The 20,105-nt window shown below is 35.5% G+C and carries 18 protein-coding genes and 2 tRNA genes; 12 read left to right on the top strand and 8 right to left on the bottom strand.

Features of this window, described 5'->3' with window-relative positions:
- Positions 1–9: 9 nt before the first annotated feature.
- The 3 genes from V9G42_03020 to V9G42_03010 form a co-directional block, all read right to left on the bottom strand.
- The gene (locus V9G42_03020; GenBank protein MEI2758389.1) at positions 10–1,548 is read right to left on the bottom strand and encodes a glycine--tRNA ligase; all 1,539 of its coding nucleotides are present in this window, start codon (positions 1,546–1,548) and stop codon (positions 10–12) included.
- 94 nt (positions 1,549–1,642) lie between these two features.
- Positions 1,643–2,101, bottom strand: a complete 459-nt coding sequence (locus V9G42_03015) for a response regulator (protein ID MEI2758388.1) — start codon at positions 2,099–2,101, stop codon at positions 1,643–1,645.
- Positions 2,078–2,150: transfer RNA gene (locus V9G42_03010), tRNA-Phe, on the bottom strand. Before V9G42_03010 ends, V9G42_03015 begins: the two co-directional genes overlap by 24 nt.
- Before the next feature lie 207 nt (positions 2,151–2,357).
- Between V9G42_03010 and V9G42_03005 the strand changes: the two genes are divergently transcribed.
- From V9G42_03005 to V9G42_02980, 6 genes are all read left to right on the top strand, one after another.
- The gene (locus tag V9G42_03005; protein ID MEI2758387.1) at positions 2,358–2,876 is read left to right on the top strand and encodes a hypothetical protein; all 519 of its coding nucleotides are present in this window, start codon (positions 2,358–2,360) and stop codon (positions 2,874–2,876) included.
- A 288-nt stretch (positions 2,877–3,164) separates the two neighbouring features.
- Positions 3,165–3,602 carry a carboxymuconolactone decarboxylase family protein gene (locus V9G42_03000; protein ID MEI2758386.1) on the top strand — a complete coding sequence of 146 codons (438 nt, stop codon included), beginning with the start codon at positions 3,165–3,167 and terminating at the stop codon, positions 3,600–3,602.
- 58 nt (positions 3,603–3,660) lie between these two features.
- On the top strand, positions 3,661–5,100 hold the full coding sequence (locus tag V9G42_02995; protein ID MEI2758385.1) for an aminotransferase class V-fold PLP-dependent enzyme: 1,440 nt from the start codon (positions 3,661–3,663) through the stop codon (positions 5,098–5,100).
- 184 nt (positions 5,101–5,284) lie between these two features.
- Positions 5,285–5,992 (top strand): hypothetical protein, encoded by a 708-nt coding sequence (locus V9G42_02990; protein ID MEI2758384.1) that lies wholly within the window; start codon positions 5,285–5,287, stop codon positions 5,990–5,992.
- Between the two features lie 19 nt (positions 5,993–6,011).
- On the top strand, positions 6,012–6,392 hold the full coding sequence (locus V9G42_02985; protein ID MEI2758383.1) for a hypothetical protein: 381 nt from the start codon (positions 6,012–6,014) through the stop codon (positions 6,390–6,392).
- Position 6,393: 1 nt separating this feature from the next.
- Complete coding sequence (locus V9G42_02980; protein MEI2758382.1) at positions 6,394–7,041, top strand: sigma-70 family RNA polymerase sigma factor; 648 nt, start codon at positions 6,394–6,396, stop codon at positions 7,039–7,041.
- A gap of 22 nt (positions 7,042–7,063) precedes the next feature.
- On the opposite strand, the gene V9G42_02975 is transcribed toward V9G42_02980, so the two are convergent.
- The 3 genes from V9G42_02975 to V9G42_02965 are packed head-to-tail and all read right to left on the bottom strand — an operon-like array spanning position 7,064 to position 8,400.
- Positions 7,064–7,558, bottom strand: a complete 495-nt coding sequence (locus tag V9G42_02975; protein MEI2758381.1) for a hypothetical protein — start codon at positions 7,556–7,558, stop codon at positions 7,064–7,066.
- 21 nt (positions 7,559–7,579) lie between these two features.
- Positions 7,580–7,828, bottom strand: coding sequence for a hypothetical protein (locus V9G42_02970; protein ID MEI2758380.1), 249 nt, complete (start codon positions 7,826–7,828; stop codon positions 7,580–7,582).
- Positions 7,829–7,863: 35 nt separating this feature from the next.
- Positions 7,864–8,400 (bottom strand): hypothetical protein, encoded by a 537-nt coding sequence (locus V9G42_02965; GenBank protein ID MEI2758379.1) that lies wholly within the window; start codon positions 8,398–8,400, stop codon positions 7,864–7,866.
- A 195-nt stretch (positions 8,401–8,595) separates the two neighbouring features.
- Between V9G42_02965 and V9G42_02960 the strand changes: the two genes are divergently transcribed.
- The 3 genes from V9G42_02960 (at position 8,596) to gltX (ending at position 13,537) form a co-directional block, all read left to right on the top strand.
- Positions 8,596–8,925 carry a helix-turn-helix transcriptional regulator gene (locus tag V9G42_02960; protein ID MEI2758378.1) on the top strand — a complete coding sequence of 110 codons (330 nt, stop codon included), beginning with the start codon at positions 8,596–8,598 and terminating at the stop codon, positions 8,923–8,925.
- Positions 8,926–9,408: 483 nt separating this feature from the next.
- On the top strand, positions 9,409–11,952 hold the full coding sequence (locus V9G42_02955) for a M1 family metallopeptidase (GenBank protein ID MEI2758377.1): 2,544 nt from the start codon (positions 9,409–9,411) through the stop codon (positions 11,950–11,952).
- 46 nt (positions 11,953–11,998) lie between these two features.
- Positions 11,999–13,537 (top strand): glutamate--tRNA ligase, encoded by a 1,539-nt coding sequence (gene gltX / locus V9G42_02950; GenBank protein ID MEI2758376.1) that lies wholly within the window; start codon positions 11,999–12,001, stop codon positions 13,535–13,537.
- A 108-nt stretch (positions 13,538–13,645) separates the two neighbouring features.
- Here gltX and V9G42_02945 read toward each other — a convergent pair whose 3' ends face one another.
- The gene (locus tag V9G42_02945; GenBank protein MEI2758375.1) at positions 13,646–15,181 is read right to left on the bottom strand and encodes an alpha-amylase family glycosyl hydrolase; all 1,536 of its coding nucleotides are present in this window, start codon (positions 15,179–15,181) and stop codon (positions 13,646–13,648) included.
- Positions 15,182–15,265: 84 nt separating this feature from the next.
- Here V9G42_02945 and folB point away from each other — a divergent pair, with 84 nt between their 5' ends.
- From folB to V9G42_02930, 3 genes are all read left to right on the top strand, one after another.
- Complete coding sequence (gene folB, locus V9G42_02940) at positions 15,266–15,616, top strand: dihydroneopterin aldolase (protein ID MEI2758374.1); 351 nt, start codon at positions 15,266–15,268, stop codon at positions 15,614–15,616.
- A 102-nt stretch (positions 15,617–15,718) separates the two neighbouring features.
- Positions 15,719–15,789, top strand: a tRNA-Cys gene (locus V9G42_02935).
- 103 nt (positions 15,790–15,892) lie between these two features.
- Positions 15,893–19,252, top strand: coding sequence for a response regulator (locus tag V9G42_02930; protein ID MEI2758373.1), 3,360 nt, complete (start codon positions 15,893–15,895; stop codon positions 19,250–19,252).
- Positions 19,253–19,254: 2 nt separating this feature from the next.
- On the opposite strand, the gene V9G42_02925 is transcribed toward V9G42_02930, so the two are convergent.
- A complete protein-coding gene (locus V9G42_02925; GenBank protein MEI2758372.1) occupies positions 19,255–20,043 on the bottom strand; it encodes an SDR family oxidoreductase in 789 nt (262 codons plus the stop codon).
- Positions 20,044–20,105: the final 62 nt, after the last annotated feature.

Here is a 20,105-nt window from a genome sequence, read left to right as displayed (position 1 = left end):
AAAACAGACTTACAGTTTAGCCAGAATATTTTCCAAAGCAAGTTCTTTATCTAAAATCGCTTTCAATTCATTAATTCCAATACGTTCCTGCGCCATACTATCGCGGTGACGAAGTGTAACTGTACTATCAGTTAATGTCTGATGGTCAACCGTAATGCAGAAAGGTGTTCCAATGGCATCGTGTCTGCGGTAACGTTTACCAATAGCATCTTTTTCATCGTAATGACATTGATAAGAAAGTCTGAGTGTATTAAATATTTTTTGAGCCACTTCGGGCAGTCCGTCTTTCTTCAACAGAGGTAAAACAGCACATTTTATGGGGGCTAAAAATGGTGGGAAGTTTAATACTGTACGTTGCGAACCATCAGCAAGTGTTTCTTCATTGTACGCTGTACTAAGCATCGCAAGAAACAGTCTGTCGAGCCCAATACTGGTTTCCACCACGTAAGGAACAAACGATGTGTTTTGCTCTGTATCGAAGTATCGTAATTTTTTTCCGGAATATTTTTCATGATTAGACAAGTCAAAATCCGTACGTGAGTGAATACCTTCAAGTTCTTTGAAACCAAAAGGAAAACAAAACTCTATATCACAGGCAGCATTAGCATAGTGTGCCAACTTGAGATGGTCATGAAAGCGAAAGCGATTAGCACCAAGGCCAAGAGAAAGATGCCAGTTAAACCGCTTTTCTTTCCAGTAGTTGTACCATTCCATTTCGGTGCCGGGCTTTACGAAGTACTGCATTTCCATTTGCTCAAATTCACGCATACGGAAAATAAACTGTCTTGCTACAATTTCATTTCTAAAAGCCTTACCTGTTTGTGCTATACCGAAAGGAATTTTCATCCTGCCCGTTTTCTGAACATTTAAAAAGTTTACAAAAATTCCCTGTGCTGTTTCAGGTCGCAGATAAATGGTTGCAGAATCGTCTGTTACACTTCCCAATTGTGTTGAGAACATCAGGTTAAACTGTCGCACTTCTGTCCAGTTACGCGATCCGCTGACAGGACAAACAATCTCTAAATCAATAATAATCTGCCTAACCTCTGTAAGATTACCGGCTTCTAAGGCTTCTTTAAAACGGGCATTTATCTTATCAACCTGCTGACGGTATTCTAGTACACGTGCATTGGTTGACAGAAACATGGCCTCATCAAAATTTTCAAAACGCTTAGCTGCTTTTTCTACCTCCTTACGTATTTTATCTTCAATTTTTGCAACATATTCTTCAATCAGCACATCGGCACGGTAGCGTTTTTTAGAATCTTTATTGTCAATCAACGGATCATTAAATGCATCAACGTGTCCCGAAGCTTTCCATATTGTAGGATGCATAAAAATGGCTGCATCTATTCCAACAATATCAGGGTTTGTCTGCACCATAGCTTTCCACCAGTAGTCGCGCAGATTTTTTTTCAGCTCCACGCCATATTGACCATAATCATAAACGGCACTCAGTCCGTCATAGATTTCACTTGAGGGAAAAATAAATCCATACTCCTTGGCATGTGATATGATATTTTTGAATAATTCGTCAGTTGTAGCCATAGGCGGCAAAGGTACATGGAATAGATTATTGTAAAACTTTATCGGAAAATTTTAAACGCAATACTGAATGAGGTAAATTCTGTAATAAAAAATCCTAAAGGTCTATTGCTTCAAGATATTTTTCAGCCAATGGCTTATTCAGATAACGGATGACATAAGGGTTGGCAGAGGCGCGGTTAATATCGTCCGGGCTAATGGATGATGACAGCACTATGATGCGACATGACTGACGGATATTTTCTGCAAGCGAATTAAACTCGTCAAGAAAAGCAAAACCGTCTTTTACAGGCATGTTCAAATCAAGGAAAATTACCTGTGGCAACGGTACCTTACTGTCTTTGGCAATGATATTCAGGTATTCAATAGCTTCATCGGCAGAGGTTTTTACAGTACATACCTCGCTAAACCCTGAAGAGGTGATAATACGCTCGTTGATGAAATTATCTATTTCATTATCATCAATCAACAGAACGTGTTGCAATCTAGAAGGAGAAGATGATTTCATTGAATCTTTTCCTGAAAATGTTAGTGGTGACAGGTGGAATCGAACCACCGACACAAGGATTTTCAGTCCTTTGCTCTACCAACTGAGCTATGTCACCGTTAATAAGTGCGCAAAAGTAAAAAAATAATGAATAGAAAAAATTTTTGTTTTTTTGTTCACATCCATTTCAATGGTATTTGAATTAAAATTTTGTAGAACTATTAACTTTGAACCTGATTTTCCTCAAGGAGGTGCCCGATAAAAATTACTTTGCTTTTAATATATTTTTGCAGCAGATTTTTATCCCACACAAACAAAACCATGCATGATTTTTTTTAAGAAAGAGCGACTTTTTACCCTATTGACTTTATTAGTTTTTATAATAATGGCGTTACCCGGATTTTGCATTTCTACTGAGCCTGAACATGAGCATCAACCTCACAAAGCGGAAATAGGTATTGGTAATTCTGCCGTTTACTTTACTAAAGACAAAACTTTAAACTATGGCTTTCATTTTCATTTCAGCCGCAACATCAAACATTCAAATTTTTCCATTGGTGCCGAATACGAAAGAATATTTGACCGCCATGGACATAATATGATTGGTATTGTTGCAGGATACAGTCCGGCACATCGTGTTGAACTCAGTATTACACCGGGAGTTTTATTTGAAGACTCTGAGCCCAACCATGCCGATGTTTCTCTGCATTTAGAAGCAGGCTATCATTTCGATATTAAAAACATTCACCTTGGGCCAATAGTTGAATGTGCGCTTGACAGGCATGATGTTCATTTCAGTATTGGACTGCACTTGGGCATTGGGATTGGAAAATTGATTGAATAAACAAGCAGTAAATGCATGCCTAAACTAACTTTGGTTTGTAAAGGAAGAGACAGATTTATATCGCTGATTACTCCCTTCAAGATGATAAAAAAACATTGTTTGCTTATAACTATTGCAGTTGTGGTATTTTAGCAAGACAAACTAACGAAACCGATTCAATGGAAATAGTTATAAGATATCTTTAAAAAGGTGTTTATTATTTTTGTGTTAGCGATAATAATAAAAACCAAACTATAAAAAAATTTGTTAAACCTTATTCATAATTTTTACAGTTAAAATCATAATACAATGAAAGAACGTTTCAACTTATCAAAAGCCGACCCGAAAGCATTTGATGCAATGCTTAACCTTGAAAAATATCTGGCAGCAAGTGGATTAGATAAAATACTTTTTGAGTTAATAAAAACACGTGCCTCACAAATCAATGGTTGTGCTTATTGCATTAACATGCATGTGCGCGATGCCTTGAAATACGGTGAAAGTGCACAACGATTGTTTCTACTCAATAGTTGGCACGAAACCGATTTATTTACTAAAAAAGAACGTGCCGTTTTAGCACTTACAGAAGCCATGACTTTAATAGCAAATCATCCTGTAAGCGATTCTGTTTTTGAAGAAGCAAAAAAACATTTAACAGATAAAGAAATGGCCGCAGTAATAATGACCATTGTAACCATTAATGCATGGAACAGAATTGCAATAACGTCAAGAACAGCTTTGGACTAAGTATTTTTTAAACCACAATTGATACCTGATTAAAACAACTTAACATTTCCTGTTTCAGATGAGCACCCAATCTATTATTGATGAATTAAACAAACTTAATAAAATCAGCAGCCAACTTGATATTTCTGAAGCAGAAAGAGCATCGTTATTAAATCAGACTGCAGAATATACTAATAATTTTATTTCAACACTGCATACCATAAAAGGTTATCAGGAAAAAACTGTTGGAGATTTATCCATCAATAACCAACCATCAACTTTGCAAAATTTACTGAACCTTTATCAGAGTGAAGTTGCAGAAAGTGGCATCAATGCTGCATCGCCCAAACATTTGGGCTACATTCCCGGTGGAGGAATTTATACTTCTGCCTTAGCAGATTTTATTGCAGCAGTTACCAATCCATTTGCCAGCGCCTATTTTGCTTCGCCCGGTGCAGCTACAATGGAAAATGAAGTAATTAATTGGATAAAAAATGTTTTTTCATTTCCCGAAAATGCAGTTGGATGTTTGTCTTCAGGTGGCTCCGTCTCTACTTTAATTGCATTTACTGCAGCAAGAGATCAGTTTAAAATTAAAAACGAAATTGTTTATAAAAGTGTGGTTTACCTAAGCGAACAAGTACATCATTCCACACAAAAAGCATTACGCATTATTGGACTTGAAGATGTAATTATTCGTTATCTCCCTTTAGATGACATGTTCAGGATTATTCCTGATGAACTTAATTTATTGATTGAAAAAGATAAAGCTGATGGACTCAACCCTTTTTTAATTGTTGCCACTGCTGGAACTACCGATACAGGTACTATAGACCCGTTGAATAGTATTGCAGATATTGCAAGCAATCACAGATTATGGTTTCATGTTGATGCTGCCTATGGTGGTTTTTTTATACTAACGTCTAAGAAAAAATTATTTAAAGGAATAGAACGTGCCGATTCATTAATTGTTGACCCGCATAAAGGTTTGTTTCTTCCTTATGGTGTTGGTGCGGTTTTGGTAAAAAACAGTCTTTCTGTTTTACACTCACATTACTACACTGCAAACTATATGCAAGATGGGCAAAACGAAGAGCTTATTCAAAGTCCAGCAAACTTATCACCGGAACTCACCAAACATTTTCGGGGCCTCAGGGTTTGGCTGCCGTTAAAGTTTCACGGTATAGAACCTTTTATAGCCTGTCTTGAAGAGAAACTTTTTCTAGTACAATACTTTAGAATAAAATTAGCAGAAAGAGGATTTTGTTTGGGCCCAGAACCGGATTTATCTGTAAGTTATTTTTGGTATCCATTTACATCTGATACTGATGAAAAGAACAAACTGCTGATGGAAGCAATACATAAAGACGGTTCTGTGTTTTTAAGTTCGTCAATGATTGACAACCACTTTGTAATTAGAATTGCAATTTTAGCATTCCGAACAAAAAAAGAAACTGTTGACGAAGCACTTGCTATGATTGACCGGTGTTTAGAAAATATGCTATCAAACTCTGCGTGAAAAAACGCATTTTTCATGTAAATACGTAAAGAAAGAATAACACTAAAATTGCAAAGAAAAACGCCTTTGCATAAAGAAGAGTTTTGTTCTTCATTCACTATAAATCTGCTTTTCTGTAATTTTTTGTAACCTTTTGTTTTTTCATTTACTCTAATAGAGTATAAACATTAAAAAATAGTAAAAAATGAAAAAAACATCATTACAACAAAAGAACTCCCTTGAAATTGTGAAGGCTTCACAGAAGAACAAAACAAGGTTTAATTTAAAAACAAACGCTATATTTCTACTCTTTCTTTGCCTTGGCACTATGCTTACGTCTTGTAAAAAAGATAACGATTCCAATCCTTTAGAAAGCACGCAATACTACAGCCTTCAAGATGGTATGCGCAAACTTTGGAATGACCATATGCAATTTACCTATGCAACCGTTGATGCCTACTACAACAATCCTTCCGGGCTATCTTCCACTTTGAATCGTTTATTAGAAAATCAAAAAGAAATTGGTGCTGCAATTGTTCCATATTATGGTCAGGCTGCCGGTGACTCACTTTCCGCTTTGCTTACAACACACATAAACTTAGCTGTTCCTGTTCTTGAAGCCGCAAATAATAATGACCAGCCTGCCCTTAACAAAGCTATTGCCAACTGGAAAGTCAATGCTAATGATATTGCCAACTTTCTTTCTACCGCCAATCCGGCCAACTGGCCTCCGCATGATATGCAACACATGATGGAAATGCATATTGAACAAACTACTACCTATGCTGTTGACCTACTCAATAAAGACTACAACAATGCCATCATTCACTATGACCAGGCCAACCAACACATGCTTGATATGGCAGATGACCTGGCAAAAGGAATAGCATTACAATTTCCTGAGAAATTCTAATCATTAAAAAACAATCATTATGACAACTAATAATTCATCGCTCACACAAACTTTCAATTTGCTTAAATACACCTTTGTAGTTGTTCCGATAGTAGCCGGTGCAGATAAATTTACAAACCTGCTTACCAATTGGCCACAATATATCAACCCAACAATAGCCGGAATGCTGCCTCTAACACCTGCTGCTTTTATGATGATTGTAGGTGTAATTGAAATAGTAGCAGGTATTATTGTATTTAAAAAGCCTGCTATTGGTGGGCAAATAGTAGCAGCATGGCTAACACTTATTGCACTAACCTTGCTTTTAGGTTTCAATTATGTAGATGTTGCCGTACGAGATTTGGTCATGGCAATATCGGCTTTCTCAATGGCTCAACTAGCTAAATTTGTAAAACAATAATATGGAACTTTATAATGAACTATCCGAAACACAAATTGCGGAACGTATATTAAAAGGAGAGAAATCGCTTTACGAAATTATTGTAAGGCGATTTAATCCCACACTTTATAAAATTGGACGCTCCTACAATTATAATCACGAAGATACGGAAGATCTTATGCAGGATACATTTGTAGATGCATATAAAAATCTGTCTCTGTTTGAAGGACGTTCGAATTTTAAGACCTGGATAATCCGCATTATGCTGAACAACTGTTTTCGCAAAAAAGAAAAAGCTGGATTTAAAAACGAAATACAACAAGACGTGAACGATAATTCAAAACCAATGTTTACTCATTCCAACAACGACACTACTCAAAAAATACTAAACCACGAACTGGGAAACATTATAGAAGAAGCATTGAAAAAACTTCCTGAAGATTACAGAATGGTTTTTGCTTTGCGCGAGATTAACGGACTCAACGTTGCAGAAACTGCTGCACTGTTGCAAATCAGTGCTGCCAATGTAAAGGTACGACTCAATCGTTCAAAATCTATGCTGCGTGCTGAAATTGAAAAATCGTATGCAGCAGAAGAGTTGTTTGAGTTTAATGCCGTTTACTGTAATGCCATGACAGACCGCGTGATGAAAATTATTGATGAGTTGTAACCGTTTTTTTGGGCCGTTAATTTTAATCCTGTATATGCGCAAATGTTTTAATCTGCTCAACATTTTGAAAATTTTTTCCCATATCAAACAATGTAGTCCAGAATAATGGTTTACTGGATATATTAGTTTTATTTTGAGTTTTACTAATAACAATTAATTCGCCAAATGATTTAAATGAATCAAATCGGCTTTTAAAAATAAGTTTCCCTCCATCGATATGAATTAATTTCCAATTTGTTTTGTTTTGGATTTTGTCTGACAATTCTTTCAAATTAACTTCCTTATATAATACACCTTCTTGTTTTGAAGAAAAGTTATTTGTAATTCCCACTCTTTTTGATATTAAAATATGAAATAATAGCAAAATGGTTGAAAGAAAAGTTGTAGGTAAAAATACCCACTTCATTAATTCTATTTTGTTAATTGAAGAAACAGGAAAAACTAAAAAATAACCAATTAAATAAAGTATTGAAAGAAAAATAAAACTTTTAAGAAATAAAAATACTATTGATTTCATTTTTGTGCTCAATTAATTAACTTAATCCATACAACCACTCACCCAATCTTCAAATAAAGCATAACCAAAACCAATTACAGCTCCAATGCCATTTCCTGTAATAGCTCCACCCACTATACCTAAAATTATACGCCCACCACATTCTGTATCCTTACTAGGTCTCCCACCTGGTATAGGAGGATTTCCATTAACTAATGGTAAAAATGAGAATTGCTCATTTGCTGAATATAATCTTTGATTTTCAACAAAGATATCAAAAATTGTTAACATTCCTCTTTTCTGAAATTCCGAAAAGTCGCTGTTGTTTACATAATATAAATATATGTGCTTGTAACATTTAGAAGAGTTTCATAATCATCTTGACTAAAAAAATAATCAACATAATCAATGATGATATCCTTTTCTTCTGACGGAATAATATTCTGTTCAACATAAGATTCCAACATTTCTGAATAGTTAAAACTTGGATATTGACTTAATAGAGTTTCACTATAAACAAACCTCTCATTTATTTCATTTGCATCATGTCCTTTATCTGCATAAAACTCAATTATAGCATTTTTATAGTCATCCAAAGTTATACCATCTCTGTTGCTTGGGTCATTACTTTTCTTTCCATTAATTAATTCGCGATTTTCAGTTAAAAAGTTAAAATAATTAGCAGAACTGTAATCATATTTATTCTTTTCATTAGGGTAGTATTTTCCATTAGATATATCTTGTCTAATATATTTTAAGCATTCTTTCTTAGATATATTGATATCGTTATTTTCCTTATTACAAGAGAAAGTCAAAAACAAAAAACAAACTGTTACAAAAGTATACGATGTGATTTTTTTCATATTTTATTTATTACTTGATTTTCTATATTAATTATTCTATCTGATTTTGTTTGACTCCATCATACATATTTAAAACGATGAAATTTTTTCTTTTATCAGTAGCTATCAACAAACATACGTGCTAAAAATTTCAATTAACTATAATGCTGCATTATTTGCAATAAAATGAATTATTTGCATATTTTTGCGCTAATCATGAAAGATAAAAACAAATTGGTTGCCAACAACATAAAGGCAATACGTGTTGCCAAGCAAATTTCACAAGCTGAAGTTGCAAAAGCATTATCACTTACTCCAACTGCTTATAACCGCATAGAAAACAATAAAACACAAATTACTTTAAATGTTCTATTTATTATTGCAGAAGTTTTAAATGTGGAAGTAGGAGAACTACTTTTTTTACCTATTAAAAGCATCGCCCATAATCATAATAGTATTGTAATGGCTAACTTCAATAATGGCACTTTACACATTACCGTTGATACAGAAGATTTGAAGAAACTTAATAAGAAGCAACCATTTTAAAGCCTGTTTTTAAGATGTTTCAAGATTATCAATTTTTTTTAATTGAAATTAATATCATTGATAATTAAAGATACCCCTATTTGATTTCGAAAGTTTAAAATAAAAAATACTCACTTCCATTTTTTAATTTTAGTAGAAAGAATTCTTTTGCATCAAGTTATATTTTTATTACTTAAACACCAAACAGGTTTTCTAAAATTATTTTGAAAAACGTTGTTCCTTCTTTTTAAAAATAGACATTGCTATTTAGTTCTTTTGATTTAAGATTCATAAAAATACAATCAATGCTTTTACATCCTACATCATAGTCTGTTAAATCTTCAACATATTTTTGTAAAAATCAACCAACAAATAGAACATTCTATTGTGCTTATTCTTTTTTAACATTTGCTTCCCTAAAAAAGTCATTTTTGCTTTAACTCAAAATTAACCATATTCGCACTAAAATTTTTATTGTTTTACACCGAAAATTTTTTATATTCAATGACTTCAATTAAAAAACTATGGGTTTGGGTAATGACCCTCGCTGTCTTATCCTCCTGCAAAACTACTCAAAAGTCTGCCTCCGAAGTACACAACCTGCCTAAGATAGAAGTTAAACCTGCTTTTGAGGGTTATCGTGCCAGCAACACCATAGTTAACGATCTTCAGCATACCAAACTTAATGTGCGCTTCGACTGGCAAAAGAAATACCTATATGGCATTGCCGAAGTAACTGCCAAACCTTATTTTGCCAACGTAAACACATTGATACTAAATGCCCGTGGTATGGACATTAATGATGTTAGTTTGATAACAGACACCGGGAGAAAAAAATTAAACTATTCCTATCAAAACGATTCTTTAACCATCAACCTCGACCGCTTTTACAACAGAGCAGAAACCTACACCGTATATGTTGACTACATATCAAAGCCAGATGAGTTGAAAAGCATTGGAGGCAGCGCTGCCATTATGAGTGATAAAGGGCTTTATTTTATCAATGCCGATGGCAAAGACCCCAACAAACCACGGCAGGTATGGACACAAGGCGAAACACAAAGCAACTCCGTTTGGTTTCCTACAATTGATTCTCCTAACCAAAATATGACGCAGGAAATCAGCATTACGGTTGACAGTTCATTGGTAACACTAAGCAATGGATTGATGACCTCCTCCGTTAAAAATGCAGACGGTACACGAACTGATACCTGGAAGCAATCATTGCCTGCTGCACCCTATCTGACCATGATGGCTGTGAGTAATTTTAAGGTGGTTAAAGATCGCTGGCGCAATATTGATGTTAACTATTATGTAGATCCAGAATATGAAAAATATGCAAGGGACATTTTTGGAAACACCCCTGAAATACTCGATTTCTACTCTCGCAAATTAGGCGTTGACTATCCCTGGGAAAAACTATCGAATGTTGTTGTTCACGATTACGTTAGCGGTGCCATGGAAAACACTTCTGCCATTCTTTATGGTGAGTATTTACACCGCACCAAACGCGAACTGCTTGATGGCACTAATGAAGGTACAATAGCACATGAAATTTTTCATCACTGGTTTGGCGATTATGTTACCTGCGAATCATGGAGCAATATTCCATTAAACGAATCTTTTGCCACATATGGTGAATACTTGTGGGATGAGTATAAATATGGCCGAGAAGAAGCTGATAAAGGCGGCATGGATGATTTAAACCAGTATCTCTCCGAAGCAAAATACAAACAGGTAAATCTTATTCGCTTTCATTACAATTCGCGTGAAGATATGTTTGACAGGCACAGCTATTCCAAGGGGGGTAGTGTGCTGCACATGCTTCGTAAATATGTTGGAGATGATGCATTTTTTGCTTCTTTAAAAAAATATTTAAACGACAATAAGTTCAGTCCTGTTGAAGCTCATAATCTACGCTTGGCATTTGAATCTGTTACAGGCCAAGACCTCAACTGGTTTTTCAATCAGTGGTTTTTTGCTAAGGGTCACCCTATTCTTGACATCAGCTATCAATGGAACGATACACTGAAAAAACAAACCGTCATCATCGAACAGAAACAAGACCTACAGGAAACACCGCTATATAAACTGCCTTTGATTATTGATATTTATGAAAATGGAAAAGTAAGACATGAATCTGTGACACTTACTCAACAAAAAGAATATTTATTTTTTGATTGTGACAGCAAGCCACAATTGATTAATGTTGATGCAGAAAAACAATTGCTATGTGCAAAAAAAGACAATCACACCAATAATGAATGGATGTATCAGTACCAACATGCACCATTGTTTCTTGATCGTTACGAAGCAATTGATGCATTGGTAAAAGGATATGAAGGCAATAGCGCAGAAGCAAAAATTATTATCCGTGCATTAGACGATAAAAGCCCTTCCATCAGAACACTTGCTTTGAGAAATATAGGTGCAGCAGCTAAAGCCGATAGTGCAGTAAAAAGCAAGTTACAACAAATGGTAACTAATGATGCCAAAGCACATGTCAGAGAATCTGCACTGTCAACTTTATATAAATATTTTGATGATTCTTCGTTAGATAATATTGCCATAAACGATTCTTCATACAATGTAATGACTACTGCATTAGAACATTACATCACTAAAAATCCTAAGCAGTTGTCCACACTAAAAAAATATGAGTACGATATTAATAATAACCTTCTTTATACACTTTCAGGACTTTATGCTCAGTATGGCAGCGATGAAAATTACGATTACATGTTAAAAGCCTTAAATAAAGCTTCGGGATTTGGCAAGATGGGAATAATTCAAAACCTTGGAATCTTCCTCGAACACAGTTCACCAGTTGTAACTGAAAAAGGGGTTGACGCTTTGACTGACGCTGCAAAAAACAGCAACTCAAAGTTTGTGAATATGCAAACTTCCAACACACTGAGTAAACTCAGAAAATTTGTTACCAACAAGATAAAAGAGTTAGAAACAAAGCCCGAATATTTTGATCAGTTAAGTCGTTACAAAAAAATTGAAGAAAAACTCACTTCAAGTATAACTTCACTAAAGAAATAAACTACACAATCTTTTACTCGATTATCTTTGCAGCAGAATTTAGTTTATGCAGCGAAGAATAAGAACACGATTTGCCCCCAGCCCAACCGGCCCGTTACACATGGGTGGTGTACGCACAGCGCTTTATGCCTGGCTTTTTGCTAAGAAACATGGAGGCGATTTTTTATTACGAATAGAAGATACCGATCAGAATCGTTTTGTTTCCGGTGCCGAACAATATATCATTGATGCACTGAACTGGTGTGGCATTACTATTGACGAAGGTGTTTCTGTTGGTGGAAAACATGAACCCTACAGACAGAGTGAGCGGAAAGAAATTTACAGAAGCTACGCTTTACAACTTGTTGAATCGGGCAAAGCCTATTATGCTTTTGATACTGCAGAACAGTTAGAACAACAACGTCAAACTGCCGAACAAAAAAAAGAAACATTTTCTTATGGCAGTGCAACAAGAATGAAACTTAATAATTCATTGGCTCTAACAATCAAAGAAGTTAATGAACGACTATCAAACAATGTTCCTTATGTTATAAGACTAAAAGTTCCGGAAAATGAAACTATAACTTTTACCGACCTCATTCGTGGTGAAGTTAGTTTTGATTCTAATTTAGTAGATGATAAAGTGCTGCTTAAAAGTGATGGTATGCCTACTTATCATTTAGCACATATTGTAGATGACTACCTGATGGAAATAACCCATGCCATAAGAGGTGAAGAGTGGTTGCCTTCTGCACCTGCTCATATTTTAATTTATCGTTATCTTGGTCTAACTGCGCAAATGCCCCACTATGCGCACCTGCCTTTGTTGCTGAAACCTGATGGTAAAGGAAAACTAAGTAAGCGCGATGGAGACAGGTTAGGATTTCCAGTCTTTCCTCTTGAATGGAAAGATCCTGTAACAGGTGAAGTTTCGAGTGGTTACCGCGAAAATGGCTACTACCCCGAAGCATTTGTTAACATGCTTGCCATGTTGGGATGGAATCCCGGAACCGAGCAGGAAATTTTTAATATTAACCAACTCATTGCTGCATTTTCTATAGATCATGTTCACAAAGCAGGTGCTCGTTTCGATCCTGAAAAAGCAAAATGGTACAACACACAATGGTTATTGCAACAACCTGTCGAAGCCATTGTAAAACGTATTAAACCCTCAGTTGCATCACGCACCGGATTCAGTGCTGATGATGTGCGTCTGTCAGATAATTTTCTTTCAGCATGTGTGGCATTACTAAAACCTCGTGTTCAGTTTGAGAAAGAAATGCTCGAAAAAGGGATTTATCTTTTTATAGCACCGGTAGAATTTGATCAGGCCGTTATTGCTAAAAAATGGAAACCGGATTTTATTTCCTTTTTCAAAACACTTTCTGATGAATTTATGGCTTTACAGGACTGGAGCAGTCAGCATACCGAGCAGATTTTTAAAGCTACTGCAGAAAAAAACAATATCAAACCCGGTGAAGTGCTTCAACTCTTTCGTGTTTTTATTAGCGGACAAGCACAAGGCGTAGATCTTTTTCCAATGATTGACCTGTTAGGTAAAAACGAGGTGATTAAAAGATTAGAATCTGCATTGAAGTTGGTTTAGTACCCGATTCTACCTGTAAAACATCAGCATAGTTTTGAAAGGTTTGACTTCACTATACCCTCTACATACTACTTCAATTCACGGGTTTATATTGGTTTTAATTAGCTTTCAATTGGTGAGTATGATTGTACTGTATGGTGCCAGTGTTATTTTGTTACCTTTAACAATTGTTTGTTTTGAAGTCTGATAAATTGAATTTACAAGCGAGTTGTCTTTCTCTTCTTTAGTGAGCGTAACGGCTGTGGCACTTACATTGTTAATAATTAAAACACGCATTTGATTATAAATGCGGTAATATGCTATTATACTTTTACTGCTCAAAGATGAGTTTTCAAATTGACCAAAATACAATGCTCTGTTGTCTTTGCGCAAAGAAATGAGTCTTGAATAATGATTCCATAGCGACTGATCTTCTTTTATCTGTACAATTGCCGGTTCAACTGTTTTATCTGTGCTGTATTTTGGTTTCATCCAATTTGGCCGCATTTCATCTTCTTTTTCAGGAGCAAATAACATGGGCTCCCGAATAAACTCATCTGGCTTTTCTCCTTTCATCCCTATTTCTTCTCCATAATAAATGTATGGAATTCCCGGGAGTGTAAATAAAATATTGGCAGCTAGTTTTGCCTTGTCTAAATTATTTCCAACTTCACTCATCAATCTGTTCTGATCGTGATTGGTAAGAAAAATAACATCTCTATAATCTTTGTTTGCAACACTATAGTGTGTGATTATTTTTTCCATTCTCACAGGAAAATTGCTTGCATTCTCATTCTTCAATGACTGTACAATCTCACGTGACAAATCAAAATCAAAACATGCATCGAGTGGCTTAAGATATGGTGCTACCACATCAGAGGAGTTGTCCACTTCGCCTACTAAAAAGGCGTGCTTGTTAATACTTTTTATATAAGCCGAAATCATATTCCAAAAGCCAATATTTTTATTGTGATCTTTAAAAATATGCTGTGCGGCATCCAACCTGAATCCATCTACTCCCAAATCAATCCAAAATTTTAATATTTTTTGAGACTCTTCAACTACCTGTGCATTGTCGTAGTTCCAGTCAGGCATTTCAGGGCTGAAAAAACCATAGTAGTATGTTTTTCCAATGATATTACCTTTTTCATCTTTTGGCAAATACCATTTATCTTTTTCGGTTGCAGGTGGATTGTTACTCCACACAAAATAGTTTCGCATTGCACTTGCCGGGTTTTTTGCTGCTTCTAAAAACCAGGGGTGTTTGCTGCTGCAATGATTTAGCGGTATATCTAAAATCACCTTAAATCCTTCGGCATGGGCATCTTTAATAAAATATTGAAACGATTCAATATTCCCATATTCCGGTGATAATTTATAGTAATCTGTTACATCATATTTATGGTACGATGGTGAAGCAAATATAGGGCTGATTAAAATTGCTTCTGCACCTAATTTTCTAAGATACTCCCATCTGGCTGTAATACCTTTTAGGTCGCCAATTCCGTCACCGTTGCCATCAGAAAACGAACGGACAAAAATATGGTAAGTAACACTATTAGGCCAGTTTTGATCAGGCTGAGACACATTTAAAGTTATGGGCTGCTGAGCCATTAGCAGATTAAGGTTTATAATGGTGAATAATAAAACAAGACGAATTTTCATTTTTATATTTCATAAATAAAAGGCGATATTAAATAAAAAGAATCATTTATCAATGACTTACTTTTGTACCCAAAATTTTGTATTATGTACCAGCTTATTTTATCCGGAATTGAATGTTATGCCTATCATGGCTGCCTTCCGCAAGAAACAGCAATTGGCAGCCGTTATTGTGTGGATATAACTTTTTATGCCGACCTGAGTAATGCCGCAAACTCCGATAATCTGACACAGACAATTGATTATGTCGAAGTCAATGAAATGGTTAAAACACAAATGTCAATTCCTTCAAAACTTATAGAACATGTTGGCAACCGCATTGCACAAAAAATGAAAGAGCGTTTTACAATCTGCAGTAAAATAAAAGTGGCTATAACCAAATACAATCCTCCTGTACAGGGTTTTATACGTGAGGCTATATTTGTTATTGAAATTTAATGTAACCGGTTTATCTCTTTTATCGTTTAAGACCATTTATTTCATTATTTTCATTCCTGTTGCTGCAAGCAAAATATTTTTACATTTGCCGCCAGTAAATATGGTCGCGTGGCCGAGTGGCTAGGCAGAGGTCTGCAAAACCTTGTACAGCAGTTCGAATCTGCTCGCGACCTCACTCAAAATCCCGCCTTTGTCAGCGGGATTTTTTGATTCATTAGGGTAACCATTTGCACCTCCTCCTCGTATAATTTTTAAATATTTTTTATAACCGGAGCAATGCAATCCAATAAATGGTCTTTTAAAATTGATAAAAAGCTTTATTTCATTTTTATCATGCTTATTGTTATCACCTTAGCCAACGCCTTTATTAGCACCTATATTATTGACAAAAGCAAAAATATCACTATTGAAATTGCAGAAGTAACCACCCCATCTCAATCAGCAATTTCCGATCTTGCACAATTAGTAAATAATTCATGGCTTCAGGCAACCAATGTGGCTTTTCGCAAAAACAAAACCTCTGCCATCAGTGAGCTTCTGTTTATTAACGAAACACAATATCCTGCACTAAAAAAGGAACTTAAACGCCTTTCAGAATCGTGGCAACAAAAAGAACAGCTTGCATTAATCGGCCTATTCGAAAAATACGACCGCTTAATTTATTTTGAATCTCAGTTGATAGAAAAGGCTCGTTTTAGTACAGAAAATAATGTAGAGATTTTAGAAACACAAATTACTCCACAAGTACAGGAAATTACTGCCTTACTTAGCGACTTCAACATAAAAAAGCGTGCTGAAACTACTGCTAAGCAAAAAGAAATGATTCAGTCTTTTATAATACTGATGGCTGTTGTTTTAGGGTTGGCAATGGTAATTATCAACTTCATCATCATTATTACTTTGTTTTTGAACAAACAAGTTGTAAACCCACTGATGAAAATCAGACGCTATTTGTTGCAATTAGGAAAAGGCGAACTTCCTGAATTGAATATTAAAACACCAAAAAATGCTGTTGGCGAAATGATAGATGCACTTAAAGCACATGTAAGCGGATTAAATCGTACAGCAGAGTTTGCCAACAATATTGGTCATGGAAATTTTGATTATCACTTTGTGCCCTTAAGCGAAAATGATGTTCAGGGGAAAGCACTTCTTGACATGCGTTGCAAATTAAAGGCTGCCAGTGATGAAGATGCTTCGCAAAAATGGATTTCAGAAGGTCTTGAGCGAATTAGTGTTTTAAATAAAGATTATACCTTCGACATGCATGTACTTTGCAACAACCTGATTAAAGAGGTGGTTGAATATGCAGGAGCATGTCATGGAACCGTTTTTCTTATAGAACTTAAAGAAGAGTTTCTGCCTGAGGTTGATTTAAAAGGAATGTATTGCAGGAGCCAAAACCTTAGCGATTTGCATTTAGAATGGATCAAACATCAGTTGGTAAAGAAATGTATTGAAAATAACGAAAAATTAGAAACCAGTTTACTTTTTGAAGTTGGTAAAGACAACCAAAACAAGTCCATGCCTTGTTCTGTTTTTGTCATGCCACTATTTGCATCCGGTCGTGTAATTGGTGCTATGGAAATTGCTTCGTTAAACAAACTCAGTGCTTCAGGAATAAACTATTTACATCGTCTTATTGAACCCGTATCAGCAAGTATCTATGCCGTGTACTCCAATGCTCTCACTCGAGAATTGCTTGAAGAAAGTATCATTCAATCAGAAGAGTTGGTGACACAAAAACAAGAGTTGGCACAGGTAAATCATAACCTGAGAATTAAATCTGAAGAGCTGGAAGTGTCACAAAAAGAATTGGAAAAGCAACAGGAAGAACTGAAAGCTGCCAATGCAAATCTTGAAATTAAAGCACATCTGCTCGAAGAAAGAAGCCTTGCCGTTGAAGAAGCACGTCAATCCCTTGCCTTTAAAGCAACACAGCTTGAGCAAACCAATAAGTTTAAATCGGCATTTCTTGCAAATATGTCGCATGAGCTTCGCACACCACTAAATAGCATTTTGATTCTTGCAAAACTACTTGCAGGAAATAAAAATAAAAATCTCACCGACAAACAAATTGAACATGCAAGTGTCATACACAAGTCGGGGGCCGATTTATTAATGCTTATCAATGATATTCTTGACATTTCAAAAATTGAAAGCGGTAAACTGGAGTTTGTATTTGAAAAAATGAATATCGAAACTGTTGCTAACGATATTAACCTGTTATTTAAAGAGTATGCAAACGAAAAGCAGATAAACTTTGAGGTAAAAGTGTGGGATGACTGCTATCCGGAAATGGTTAGCGACAAGTTGCGTTTGGAGCAGGTAATAAAAAATCTTATTTCCAATGCTTTGAAGTTTACCGATAAAAACGGGCTGGTTAGTCTTGATTTCAGAAAAGCAACAACAGAAGATTGCAGGATTCATAATCTCCAATTTGAAGAAGATATTATTGCAATAAGTGTAACAGATACAGGAATTGGAATTCCTGTTGATAAACAGAAACAGGTATTTGAATCATTTAAGCAGGTTGATAACAGTACAAGTAGAAAATATGGTGGAACAGGGTTGGGTCTAACCATCAGTCGCGAAATTGTTCAAATTCTCGGTGGTGAAATTGTTTTACAGAGTACCCCGGGTAAAGGAAGTACGTTTACTGTGTTTATTCCATTTTTTGCATCCTGTGAAAGTACAAATGACAATCCTGTAAAGAAAGTCATCACACAAGCAGAAACTAAGCAACAAAAACCGCAAAATATTAAACAGGAATTGCCATTAATCAATACCATTGTTTCAAATTTTCCTGATAATGATTTTACCGATGACAGAAATTTCATCACACCATTCGACAAGGTAATTTTAATTCTCGAAAAAGATATTGCATTCCTTAAAACATTAATAGATTACTGCCATATTTTTAACTATAAAGCAATTGCTTCACAGAATGGTGAAACAGGAATTTTACTTGCAAAGAAATATCAACCACATGTCATTATCTTAGACCATAATCTGCCTGATATTGATGGAGGAAGTTTACTTAACAGTATCCGCTCGGAGAAAAAACTTAGTCAAATTCCTATCCATATTATCAGTGAACTTAAGCCTACAGAAGTTTTGATTAGTGAGTATAATATAACAGCACACCACCGAAAGCCTTTAAATAAAAAGCAGCTCGAAAAAGTAATGAATCAGTTACAGGTGCCTGCCGGTATTCCGCAAAAAGAAGCCATTGTTGAGCATACTTTTCACGAGTCATCATTAAGCGGAAAAACCATATTGATGGCAGATGATGATTTGCGAAACATCTATGCCTTAACAACATTAATTGAAAATGCAGGAGCAAATCTTATATGTGCTTATGATGGAAAAGAAGCCATAAATAAACTTGAAAAAAATCCTCATGTTGATATTGTATTAATGGATATCATGATGCCGGTGATGAATGGAATTGATGCTATTGCCGAAATACGCAAAACTGCTCAGTACAAAAATATACCCGTACTGGCTGTTCTGTCAGGCTCTGATGCTCAGGAAAAAGATAAATGCCTCAATGCCGGTGCTACAGATACTTTAGCGAGACCATTAAACAACGATCAAATTTTAAATAAAATCAAGTTTCTGCTTTATCAATAATTTTACAGACATGCAGTACGGCCACCATCAACAACCACGTTGGTACCGTTAATATAACCTGCTGCTGGAGAAGCTAAAAATGCAATTGCAGCTGCTGTCTCTTCGGGATTGGCAAAACGTTTGGCAGGAATTTCTGTCGTTAGAGATTCAATAACTTCCCTTTCTGATTTTCCTGTTTTCTCAACCTTATCTGCAATTATCTGTTCCAATCGTGCTGTGAGTGTTGCACCGGGCAAAACATTGTTTACTGTTATACCGAATGGTGCCAGTTCTATTGACATGGTTTTGCTCCAGTTACCTACTGCGGCCCTTATGGTATTGGAAACACCAAGTCCTTTTATCGGTTGTTTCACCGAAGTTGAGATTACATTAACAATTCTTCCATAGCCCAACTCCTTCATGCCGGCCATACATTCCTGTGCCAGATAATGATTGCAAATAAGATGTTCTTTAAATGCTTGAATAAAACCTATTGCTGTAGCATCGGTAATATTTCCGGCCGGAGGACCGCCTGCATTATTGACTAAGATATTGAACCCACCATTTTTATTTATGTATTCACGAACTTGCTTTCTTAAATTTTCAGGATCAGAAAAATCTGCCACAATATATTCTGGTTCCGTTTTACTATATGTGTTTAGCTCCGAAGCTACTGTTTTAAGTTTTTGTTCATTTCTTGCCAAAAGCACAACCTTGGCACCAAGAAGGCAAAGTTCTTTTGCCGCTGCTTTACCAATGCCTTGTGTGCTACCGCAAACAAGGGCTTTTTTATGCGTTAAATCCAGATTCATAGTGCAAATGTACCTGACTTAATTTGATAAACATTTTTTTACCATAACTTTGGAAAACAAAA

The sequence above is a fragment of the Bacteroidia bacterium genome (assembly GCA_037045145.1).
In the GTDB taxonomy this organism is placed as follows: Bacteria; Bacteroidota; Bacteroidia; order AKYH767-A; family OLB10; genus OLB10.
The sequence above is the reverse complement of the archived record's forward strand: the minus strand, read 5'-3'. Positions and strand labels throughout refer to the sequence as shown.